The organism is Neorhizobium sp. R1-B, from assembly GCF_004368875.1.
Lineage (GTDB): Bacteria > Pseudomonadota > Alphaproteobacteria > Rhizobiales > Rhizobiaceae > Neorhizobium > Neorhizobium huautlense.
In genome coordinates this window covers 100,298-110,526 of the sequence record NZ_SOEM01000016.1, presented here as the reverse complement: position 1 = coordinate 110,526, position 10,229 = coordinate 100,298, and the positions used below count along the sequence as shown (strand labels likewise).

Here is a 10,229-nt window from a genome sequence, read left to right as displayed (position 1 = left end):
TCTACATCGCAGCCCTGCCGGCAATCCGCTTCGATCCCGGCATCAGAGCTTTCTTCGAAAAGCTGAAATCGAAAGGAAAACCCGGCAAAGTCGCGTCGTCGCCGTCATGCGAAAGATGATCATCATCCTCAACGCAAGAATGCGGGAACACCACGCTAACGCGATTGACACCTAACACCGTTGCTTTTTATTTGACCGCTTGTTTGGCCAGGGCCGCGCGCTTGGTGTCGACGCCGATCAGGGCATGCACCACATCCGCCGTCAGGTCGTCATAGGTGCTGATCACGTGATCCGGATTGAGGGTTTGGACAGGCACGTCTGAATAGCCGAAATCGACCGCTATCGAGGAAACGCCCGCATTCTGTGCGGCCATGATGTCGTTGATGCTGTCGCCGACCATCACGCTGAGCGCGGGTTCGCCGCCGGCCCGCTCGATCGTGCCGAGGATATGACGGCCGTCCGGCTTACGGACCGAAAACGTATCGCCGCCCGTCATCACCGCGAACCGCCTCGACAAATCCAGACGCTCCATCAGCGGAAACGCAAGCTGCTCGATCTTGTTGGTGCAGATCGCAAGCCGCATCCCGGCATCCGCCAGCCGGTCGAGGCATTCGATGATGCCTGGATAGGGGCGGCTCTTGCCCGGCAGATGGTTCTTGTAGTGGTCGATGAAATAGGCAAACAGCCGGTCGGTTTCCCGCTCGTCGATAGGCGTTTTCCTGAGATCGAAGGCCCGCCGGATCATCACCCGTCCGCCCTGGCCGACAAGATGCGTCAGATCATCGAAGGTGACAGGGGCGAGTCCGGCCCCGGTGATCGTATGATTGAGGCTGTCGATCAGGTCCGGCGCGGTATCGATCAGCGTGCCGTCGAGGTCGAAAATGACGAGTGGAGCGGTCAATGAAACCTCGCAAATGGTGTCGGGACATTGCCCGCCTTAAGGAATGCGGTTGCGAAAAGCAAATATGCGAGATTCGCGCCCGCCTTAAAAGCCGGTCCAAAACCGGGCAGGGGGACTTTCGCTTGCGGGAGGAGGCGTGTAAACAGCCTCTCGGCGAAAACAGCGGGGAGCTTGTGGCGGATGGACGCCCGGGAAATGAAGGTCAAGGCGGCCGAGGCTGCACTGGCGTATGTCGAAGACGGCATGAGGCTCGGCATCGGTACTGGTTCGACAGCCGAGGAATTCGTGAGGCTGCTGGCCGAAAAGGTCCATGAGGGATTAAAGGTCGAAGGCGTTCCGACTTCCGAACGGACGGCCAGGCTTTGCGTCGAGCTGGGGATCCCGCTGAAATCGCTCGACGAGCTTCCCGAACTCGATCTGACCATCGACGGGGCCGACGAGGTCGATGAAAACCTGACCCTCATCAAGGGTGGCGGCGGAGCATTGCTGCGCGAGAAGATCGTCGCGGCAGCATCGGGCCGCATGATCGTCATTGCCGACGAGAGCAAGCTCGTCGAGGCACTCGGCGCCTTTCCTCTGCCGATCGAGGTCAATCCCTTCGGCGAGGCTGCGACCCGTATCGCGATCGAAAAAGTGGCGGCAAAGCTTGGCCTCAGCGGCGAGCTGAAGCTCCGCAAATCGGGCGACGATACCTTCATGACGGATGGTGGCCACCATATTTTCGACGCATCTTTTGGCCGCATTCCTGATGCAGAGGCTCTCTCGAGAGAGCTGAATTCCATTCCCGGTGTCGTGGAACACGGGCTGTTCATCCATATGGCGTCCTTTGCGATCATTGCCGGTCCGGCAGGAGCGCGGACGCTTAAGGCGAAGTAAACTAGGAGCAACCAACTTATGATCAGATTCGCGGTTCTCGGCCGTGCCGCCGCATTGGCGGTTCTCTTCTCCGGCGCCCTTACGGTATCCGCCCGCGCGCAAGAAGTGTCGGAGGCCCAGCTCGCCGCTGCACGGGAGGCGATCGCTTCGCTGAACGTCACGGATCGTTACGACAATATCCTGCCGAACCTCGCTGAGCGGCTGAAGGCGCAGTATATTCAGGCCTCTCCGAACTTCCAGGAACAGATTGGCAGCGTTGTCGACGAACAGGCGCTGGCGCTGGCGCCGCGTCGCGCCGATCTTGAAAAGGAAGCCGCGACCATCTACGCCAAGAGCTTCTCGATCGACGAACTGAAGGCGATCGCGGCCTTCTTCAACACCGAAGGCGGCAAGAAGCTTCTCACGGCCCAGCCGCTTGTGTCCCGCGAAATGGCCAAGGCCGCCGAAATCTGGGCAAACGGCATTTCGCGAGACCTGACCAACCAGAGCACCGAAAAGCTGCGCGGTATCATCGACGCGACGCCAATCCAGGCGCCGGTTGTTGAACCTGTGCAGCCCGAAGCACAGGCAGCCGCACCGGTACCGGCAAAGCCTGCGGCTCCCGCCAAACCGGCTGCTCCGGCTGCCGCACCGGCCAAGCCCGCCGCTCCGACTGCTGCCCCGGCAAAGCCTGCTCCGGCACCCGCCGCCAAGCCGGCTCCGGCACCCGCTCCGAAGCCCTGAGGCTTCTCGCCGGTTGATAATTTTGTCGAAGCCCGGAGCGATCCGGGCTTTTGCTTTTCAGAGCGGGAACTTATATGGGAGCCGTCCCGCCGCCTGCCTCAAGGAGATTGCCGATGACCGCCTATGACTATGATCTGTTTGTAATCGGCGGCGGATCAGGCGGGGTCAGGGCAGGGCGCATCGCCGCCTCGCTCGGCAAGCGCGTCGCTATCGCCGAGGAATACCGCTTCGGCGGCACCTGCGTTATACGCGGTTGCGTGCCCAAAAAGCTTTTCGTCTACGCCTCGCAATATCATGAGCATTTTGAGGATGCGGCCGGATACGGCTGGCAGGTCGGAGAAAGCACCTTCGACTGGAAAAAACTCATCGCTGCCAAGGATAAGGAAATCGCGCGCCTCGAGGGTCTCTATCGTCGCGGGCTGGAAAACAACGGCGCCGAGATTCTCGAAACTCGCGCCGAACTGGTCGATGCCCATACCGTCCGGCTGGTAAAGACCGGCAGGACCGTGACGGCTGAAAAGATCGTCATTGCAACCGGCGGAGCGCCCAATCCGCACGTCGCCTTGCCCGGACACGAGCTCTGCATTTCCTCGAACGAGGCCTTCGATCTGCCAGAGCTCCCACGCTCGATCCTGATTGCGGGCGGCGGTTATATCGCCGTCGAATTCGCCAACATCTTCCACGGTCTCGGCGTCGACACCACGCTCATCTACCGGGGCAAGGAGATCCTGTCGCGGTTCGACCAGGACATGCGCCAGGGCCTGCACAAGGCGATGGTCGAAAAGGGCATCCGCATCGTTCTGACGGACGTCATCGAGGAGGTGACGAAGGCGCCGGCCGGCGGCCTCTTGGCACGGACGCTCTGCGGCGAAACCATAGCTGTTGACACTGTGATGCTGGCGCTTGGCCGGGATCCGAACACCACCGGCCTCGGGCTCGATGCGGCAGGGGTCGAGATGGATGAACGCGGCGCAATCGTCGTCGATGAATATTCCCGCACGAGCGTTCCGAATATCTATGCGCTTGGCGATGTCACCGACAGGGTACAGCTGACGCCGGTGGCGATCCACGAAGCCATGTGCTTCATCGAGACCGCTTACAAGGACAATCCGACGACCCCAGACCATGATCTGATCGCGACCGCCGTCTTCTCGCAGCCGGAAATCGGCACGGTCGGCCTGTCGGAAGAGGCAGCGGCGAAGCGTTACCCGGAACTGGAAGTCTATCGCGCCGAGTTCCGGCCGATGAAGGCGACGCTTTCCGGGCGGGCAGAGAAGATGATCATGAAGCTCATCGTCGATGCGGCAAGCCGCAAGGTCGTCGGCGCGCATGTGCTCGGCCACGACGCAGGCGAAATGGCGCAGCTTCTTGGTATCTCCCTGAAGGCGGGCGTGACCAAGGACGATTTCGATCGTACAATGGCCGTGCATCCAACGGCATCCGAAGAGCTCGTCACGATGTACAACCCGAGCTACCGGGTCAAAAACGGCGAGCGTATCTAGAGCGGTTCCGGCAAAAGTGCGAAGCGGTTTTCCGTCCGGAAGTGCGTCAAAACGACAAGATAGAGCATGTCGGTGGCGCGCAGAAAGACGGAGATGCTCTAGGGCCGAGGGCGGCTATGCAAACCCTCTATTAAGGTTTATAAGCCGCCCCTATTTTAACGGGCGGTCGCCCGGCCTTCGGTGCCGGGCCGTAACAGGTGAGTGAGATGGCACAGAATTGGACCCCGAACAGTTGGCGGCAGAAACCGATCCAGCAGGTCCCCGATTATCCGGACGCGGCCGCGCTGGCGGCGACGGAAGCTCAGCTCGCGACCTTTCCGCCGCTCGTTTTTGCCGGTGAAGCCCGCCGCCTGAAGAAGCAGCTCGCAAACGTCGCGGAAGGCAACGCCTTCCTCCTGCAGGGCGGCGATTGCGCCGAAAGCTTCGCCGAACACGGCGCCGACAATATCCGCGACTTCTTCCGCTCCTTCCTGCAGATGGCCGTCGTGCTGACTTTCGGCGCGCAATTGCCTGTCGTGAAGGTTGGCCGCATCGCCGGACAGTTCGCCAAGCCACGTTCGTCGAACATCGAAAAGCAGGGCGATGTCGAACTGCCGTCCTACCGCGGCGACATCATCAACGGCATCGAGTTCACGAAGGACGCACGCACGCCGAACCCGGAGCGCCAGCTCGACGCCTACCGTCAGTCGGCCGCGACGCTGAACCTCCTGCGCGCTTTCGCGATGGGCGGATACGCAAACCTGGAAAACGTCCACAAATGGATGCTGGGCTTCGTAAAGGACAGCCCGCAGGGCGAGCGCTACCGCAAGCTCGCCGATCGCATCAGCGAAACCATGGACTTCATGCAGGCGATCGGGATTTCTTCGGAGAACAATCCGAGCCTGCGCGAAACCGACTTCTTCACCAGCCATGAAGCGTTGCTGCTTGGTTATGAAGAAGCACTCACCCGCGTCGATTCGACCTCCGGCGACTGGTACGCCACATCCGGTCACATGATCTGGATCGGCGACCGCACCCGCCAGCTCGATCACGCGCATGTGGAATATTTCCGCGGCATCAAGAACCCCATCGGCCTCAAATGCGGCCCGTCGCTGCAGCCCGACAACCTGATCGAACTGATCGATGCCCTCAATCCGACCAACGAGGCCGGTCGCCTGACGCTCATCTGCCGGTTCGGCTACGACAAGGTCGCCGACAGCCTGCCGAAGCTCATCCGCGCGGTCGAGCGGGAAGGCAGAAAAGTCGTCTGGTCCTGCGATCCGATGCACGGCAACACGATCACCTTGAACAACTACAAGACGCGGCCCTTCGAGCGCGTCCTGTCGGAAGTCGAGAGCTTCTTCCAGATCCATCGTGCCGAAGGCACCCATCCGGGCGGCATCCATGTCGAGATGACCGGCAAGGACGTGACCGAATGCACCGGCGGTGCCCGGGCCGTCACGGCTGAGGATCTGCACGACCGCTATCACACCCACTGCGATCCGCGCCTCAACGCCGACCAGGCGCTCGAACTCGCCTTCCTGCTCGCCGAGCGGATGAAGAGCGGCCGCGACGAGAAGCGCATGGTCGTGAACGGCTGACATCATCATTGCTTTTGCACAGTCCGGGAGGTCTTATCGACGTCTTGGACTGCTATCCGAATCGGACCGGCGCATGCCGCGCCGGTTGACCTTGCGCCTCTCCCTATCGCGCCTTCTCCGTTTCTTTGCTATTGAGCCATCCGGAACAAAACGGGAGGGTGACGATGGCGCAGAAGATAGGCAAGACGCTTCAGGATTTCTGTCGCCCGGACCGGATGGCGCTCGTCGTCTACGACATGCAGGTCGGTATCCTGCACCAGCTCAAGGATGGGACGGCCATCACGGCCAAGGTGAAGACGGTTTTGGACGCGGCGCGTGCGGCCGGCTTCCCGGTCATCTTTTTTCGCCATTTGTCGATGCCGAAGCCGCTGATGGGACATTTCCAGATGCGTCAGGCGATGGCCTGGCAGCGGACCGAGGATCCGGATGCCGTGCATCCGTGGTTCCTGCGCGATTCGCCGGGCTTTGAGATCACCCCGGAACTGGAACCGACCGCCGACGAGGCGGTTCTCGACAAGATCACCTTTTCCGCCTTCGAAGGCACGCCGCTGGCGATCATCCTGCGCGATCTCGGCCTGACCTCTTTTGCAATCTGCGGCGTCGCGACCGAAATCGGCATCGACCCGACCGTCCGTCACGGATGCGATCTGGGGCTTGTCCCGATCGTCATCCGCGATGCCTGCGGAGCAGGTCATGCGGAAGCGGCTGAGCGCGCCATGGAAAATATTGCGTTTATGGGTGATTCGATCCTGGCCGATACGGCACAGATTGTGGCTGCCATGCGGCAATAAGGCAACACTGGCTGTGGATTTGGCCCATCCTGCAGTGGCCGAAGTATTGACTGTCACAGTTTCGCATACCACAAACACCTTAACGCCATATTTCGGCTAAACTTCTGGCGGCATGCGCTTTTATGTGCACCACCGAAACCAAATCGGGGCGGGCGTAAAGACATTGGTTACCATAATCGTTCATTCTCACCGGCAGTCCTCAGGCATGGACCGGTACACATCTTCTCCGGCTGTGTCCTGCCTCGGTTGTATCGGCGGCGACACGCAAGTGTTCTCCGCCCGTGTGGGTAACGGTTCGGGTAACAAGTGATGGCGCGTACGGTCCAGGCTTCCGCGAATGGCAAACAGGCACGCAAGGCGCCGAAACGCCGCAAGAAATCCCGCTCTCTCCTGACGAATGTCGCAGTCGGCCTCGGGCTGACGATGGTGGCGCTTGTGGGCGCTTCAGTGGCAACCATGGCGACTGCGGTCAAATCCACGGCGGATGTCAAGTTCGAGATTGCCCTCGCCAAGCCGATTGCTCCTGCTGTTGCGCCCGCGGCGCCAGGCGCGCGCGAGATCGATGTTTCCAAATTTTCCCGTCTCTCCGACGGTTCTCCGGCCAGCCCGAAGAGCAGACGTCTCGACGGCGCCGATGTTGCGGCGCTCGAAGCGCGGAAGCCGGATCGCTCCAGCGCCAGGCAGATGCTGGGCGCCTTGCTCGCCAAGGCCAACCGTCACGCCGAGAGCGAACGGCAGTTCGCAGCGCTGGCAAACCGGCGCCCTGGCGCCGAGGCCATCCGCGCGGCGCTGGCACCGGCGATGGAAAGCCTGGTCGTGGTTGCCCCGCGCGGCGACGAGGTCATGCCTGACCTCATCCAGGATGCCGCGCCTGCCACCTCCGTTGCACAACTGAAGGACATGAAGCCGGTCGAGATGGCCGCGCTCGAGGAAACGGCTGTCGAAGACAATGCCGACGCCTTGGAAGAGGCCGCCGTCGAGGCGACCGACGAGCCGGCGCCCGCCGAAGCCCATGCGCTTCCGAAGGCCGGTCCGCTTCCGGTCATCCGCCCGTCGTCTGCCTTCCCGGGCCGGCCGGCCAAGCCGAGCGCGCTGGCTGCGATTGCCGCCGTCGCGCCGCAGAAGCCGGCGCAGCCTGCCGAAGACGACAAGCCGACGGCGCTTGCCTTCGCCAAGCCCGACAATCCCCTGCGCGACACGCCTGCGCGTCCGGGTCCTGCGCCGAAATGGCCGGGTATCGGCACCAAGGTCGCGATCTACGACATCAGCAATGCCGTCGTTCACATGCCGAACGGCACGAAGCTCGAAGCGCATTCCGGCATTGGCAGCATGCGCGACAACCCGAAATTCACGCATGTGAAGATGCGCGGCCCGACCCCTCCGGGCACCTATAAGCTCTCCATGCGCGAAAAGCTCTTCCACGGGGTGGCCGCGATCCGCCTGACATCCGTCGACGGCAGGCATCCGCAGAACCGCACCGGGCTTTTGGCGCACAGCTTTCTGCTGCGTGTGCGCGGCGACTCGCACGGCTGCGTGGCCTTTGCCGACTATGACCGCTTCCTGAAGGCGTTCCAGCGCGGCGAAATCACCCATATGGTGATCGTGCCCAAGTGGGACGGCAAGCGCCCGGGCAGCGGTGGCGGCGGCGACAATTTCATCGCCAAGCTCTTCAGCGGCAGCGACGCCTGATCGGCGTCGCTCATCCGAGAATATCCCGCGCCACCCGTAGGAATACCTTGGCCCCGATCGGGATCAGGTCGTCGGGAAAGTCGTAGTCGGGATTGTGGAGCGCCGGATGGCGCTCGCCGGCGCCGAGAAAGAACATCGCCGATTTCGACACGCCCGCGAACCGGCCGAAATCCTCCGAAGCCCGGAAGGCTTCTCCCGGCTCGTGCGATACGCCCTCCGCCTCCATCGCGACCCTCAGCAATGCGGCAGCCTCCGGGTGGTTCTCGCAATGGCTGAAAATGTCGTGGTATTCGAAACCGTATTCCAGGCCTCCTTCCGCGGCAGCTTGGCCGACCAGCGCCTCGGCGGCATCCACCAGGGCCTGCATCTTGCCGTCCGTCATCGTCCTGAGCGTCACCCAGATCTCCGCGTGACCCGGCGCGATGCCGAAGGCGGGCTCGCCGACTGACGCATGCGTCACTGTCGCGAGCACCAGATCTTCGGTTGCGATCCTTCCGCCGCTCAAGCCCGTCAGCGCCGGCATCAGCTTCGCCACCGCCGGCACCGGTGAGATGCCCGTCTCCGGTGCGGAGGCATGCGCCGTCCGACCTGACAGCGTGATCTTCAGGCCGCGCGAGGCGCAGTTCACCACCCCGTCCTTCAGCCAGGCGTGGCCGAGCGGCAGGCCCGGCATGTTATGGAGCGAAAAGCTGTAGTCCGGCGAAAGCTCGGCAAACCGCTCGTCGGCAAGCACAGCCGCAGCACCTGCGCCGGTCTCCTCCGCCGGCTGGAAGAGCAGGATGACCCGCCCTCGCGCCGGTCGCTGCCGGCCGAAATGGCGCCCGAGCGCCGCCAGCGTCGCCATATGCCCGTCATGGCCGCACATATGGCCCTTGCCAGGCAATCGCGAGCGATGCGCGGGCTTGCCCGTCTCCTCGATCGGTAGCGCGTCGAGCTCGGCGCGGAAGAGCGCCGTCAGCCCGGGCGCACCGCTGTCGTAGATGACAGCCACGCCCGTGCCGCCAAGGCCGGAGACTACCCGGTCCGGGCTGGTCCCTGCGAGAAAAGCCTGCACTTCGGCAGCCGTCGCGATCTCCTGGCCGGACACCTCCGGCATCGCATGCAGCCTCTGCCGCCAGGCGGTAAGCTCGATCAGGTCGTGATTGGTGAGATACATGCTGCCTCCTCGGTGCCGTGCTGAAACAGAGGTAGCCGGGCGGAGGCAAAGCCGCAAGCGGGGGGAACAAGGAGGCGCTTCAGCGATTTTCATCGCAAAGTTTAGGAGGCAGCGATGCACATCATTCTCGGCGGAACGGGCCGGGCAGGTTCGGCGACTGCAAAAGCTCTTCTTGCGCGCGGCGAAGCGGTCACGGTCGTTGCTCGCCATGCCGACAAGGCGGAAAAGTTGCGGCAGCGCGGCGCCGAAGTGGCGGTCGCGGACGTTCACGACACCAAAGCTCTCCAGAGGATTTTCGCTCAGGGCAGGCGGCTCTACATCCTCAACCCGTCGGCCTCGCCGAAGACCGATACCGATGCCGGGGAAAAGAAGACGATCGCTTCGATCCTCGCGGCGATCGAAGGCTCCGGCCTCGAAAAGATCGTCGGCCATTCCACCTACGGCGCCCGCAAGGGCGAACATATCGGCGATCTCGGCACGCTCTATGAGTTGGAGGAGGGCCTGAAGCGCCAGCCGATCCCCTCAAGCATCCTGCGCGCCGCCTATTACATGACCAACTGGGAGATGAGCCTCGAAACGGCGAAGACAGACGGCGTGCTCAACTCGTTCTTCCCGAAGGATTTCCGCCTGCCGATGGTTGCGCCCAAGGATCTGGGAGAGGCCGCCGCCGACCTGATGACCGAGCTGGCCGGCGAAACCCGGCTGCTCCATGTCGAAGGCCCCGAGCGCTACACCCCAGCCGATGTCGCGGCCGCCTTTGCAGAATGGCTCGAACGCCCCGTCAAGGTCGTCACCACGCCGCGCGACAAATGGGAAGAAACCTTCCGCTCCCTCGGCTTCTCCGCCCCAGCCGCCAAATCCTACACCGGCATGACGGCCCTCGCGATGGACACCCCCGTGCCGCCGATCAGCGAGGTGAGGAGGGGGCGGGTAGGATTAAGGGAGTGGGCGGATTCAGAATTTAAGTGCACCGAATAGGCAATTTTCGCAGTGTCTCAGCTGCAAATTATG

Annotated in this window: 9 protein-coding genes and 1 pseudogene; 8 read left to right on the top strand and 2 right to left on the bottom strand. The window is 62.6% G+C overall.

Features of this window, described 5'->3' with window-relative positions; translation table 11 throughout:
- Window positions 1-175 (top strand): annotated as a pseudogene (locus EDE05_RS27280) (IS110 family transposase); the annotation flags it as partial.
- A 12-nt stretch (window positions 176-187) separates the two neighbouring features.
- Here the strand turns inward: EDE05_RS27280 and EDE05_RS19760 are convergent.
- Window positions 188-901, bottom strand: a complete 714-nt coding sequence (locus EDE05_RS19760) for an HAD family hydrolase (RefSeq protein WP_112798161.1) — start codon at window positions 899-901, stop codon at window positions 188-190.
- A gap of 180 nt (window positions 902-1,081) precedes the next feature.
- Here EDE05_RS19760 and rpiA point away from each other — a divergent pair, with 180 nt between their 5' ends.
- From rpiA to EDE05_RS19730, 6 genes are all read left to right on the top strand, one after another.
- Complete coding sequence (gene rpiA, locus EDE05_RS19755) at window positions 1,082-1,777, top strand: ribose-5-phosphate isomerase RpiA (RefSeq protein ID WP_112798159.1); 696 nt, start codon at window positions 1,082-1,084, stop codon at window positions 1,775-1,777.
- 18 nt (window positions 1,778-1,795) lie between these two features.
- Complete coding sequence (locus tag EDE05_RS19750) at window positions 1,796-2,500, top strand: DUF2059 domain-containing protein (protein ID WP_112798157.1); 705 nt, start codon at window positions 1,796-1,798, stop codon at window positions 2,498-2,500.
- A gap of 113 nt (window positions 2,501-2,613) precedes the next feature.
- Window positions 2,614-4,002 (top strand): glutathione-disulfide reductase, encoded by a 1,389-nt coding sequence (gene gor, locus EDE05_RS19745; RefSeq protein WP_112798155.1) that lies wholly within the window; start codon window positions 2,614-2,616, stop codon window positions 4,000-4,002.
- Window positions 4,003-4,208: 206 nt separating this feature from the next.
- Window positions 4,209-5,582 (top strand): 3-deoxy-7-phosphoheptulonate synthase class II, encoded by a 1,374-nt coding sequence (locus tag EDE05_RS19740; RefSeq protein ID WP_105373846.1) that lies wholly within the window; start codon window positions 4,209-4,211, stop codon window positions 5,580-5,582.
- A 164-nt stretch (window positions 5,583-5,746) separates the two neighbouring features.
- Window positions 5,747-6,373: an isochorismatase family cysteine hydrolase gene (locus tag EDE05_RS19735; RefSeq protein ID WP_112798153.1), complete on the top strand. Its 627-nt coding sequence runs from the start codon at window positions 5,747-5,749 to the stop codon at window positions 6,371-6,373.
- Between the two features lie 309 nt (window positions 6,374-6,682).
- A complete protein-coding gene (locus EDE05_RS19730) occupies window positions 6,683-8,062 on the top strand; it encodes a DUF2778 domain-containing protein (protein ID WP_112798151.1) in 1,380 nt (459 codons plus the stop codon).
- A 10-nt stretch (window positions 8,063-8,072) separates the two neighbouring features.
- Here EDE05_RS19730 and EDE05_RS19725 read toward each other — a convergent pair whose 3' ends face one another.
- A complete protein-coding gene (locus tag EDE05_RS19725) occupies window positions 8,073-9,218 on the bottom strand; it encodes an amidohydrolase (protein ID WP_112798149.1) in 1,146 nt (381 codons plus the stop codon).
- A 114-nt stretch (window positions 9,219-9,332) separates the two neighbouring features.
- Between EDE05_RS19725 and EDE05_RS19720 the strand changes: the two genes are divergently transcribed.
- Window positions 9,333-10,196, top strand: coding sequence for an NmrA family NAD(P)-binding protein (locus EDE05_RS19720; RefSeq protein ID WP_112798147.1), 864 nt, complete (start codon window positions 9,333-9,335; stop codon window positions 10,194-10,196).
- The last annotated feature ends 33 nt before the right edge of the window (window positions 10,197-10,229 follow it).

Bases quoted from the DNA above. Each gene is read 5' to 3' on its own strand.
- EDE05_RS19735 (WP_112798153.1), top strand. From the start codon at position 5,747: ATGGCGCAGAAGATAGGCAAGACGCTTCAGGATTTCTGTCGCCCGGAC.
- EDE05_RS19750 (WP_112798157.1), top strand. From the start codon at position 1,796: ATGATCAGATTCGCGGTTCTCGGCCGTGCCGCCGCATTGGCGGTTCTC.
- EDE05_RS19740 (WP_105373846.1), top strand. From the start codon at position 4,209: ATGGCACAGAATTGGACCCCGAACAGTTGGCGGCAGAAACCGATCCAG.
- EDE05_RS19725 (WP_112798149.1), bottom strand. From the start codon at position 9,218: ATGTATCTCACCAATCACGACCTGATCGAGCTTACCGCCTGGCGGCAG.
- EDE05_RS19730 (WP_112798151.1), top strand. From the start codon at position 6,683: ATGGCGCGTACGGTCCAGGCTTCCGCGAATGGCAAACAGGCACGCAAG.
- gor (WP_112798155.1), top strand. From the start codon at position 2,614: ATGACCGCCTATGACTATGATCTGTTTGTAATCGGCGGCGGATCAGGC.
- rpiA (WP_112798159.1), top strand. From the start codon at position 1,082: ATGGACGCCCGGGAAATGAAGGTCAAGGCGGCCGAGGCTGCACTGGCG.
- EDE05_RS19720 (WP_112798147.1), top strand. From the start codon at position 9,333: ATGCACATCATTCTCGGCGGAACGGGCCGGGCAGGTTCGGCGACTGCA.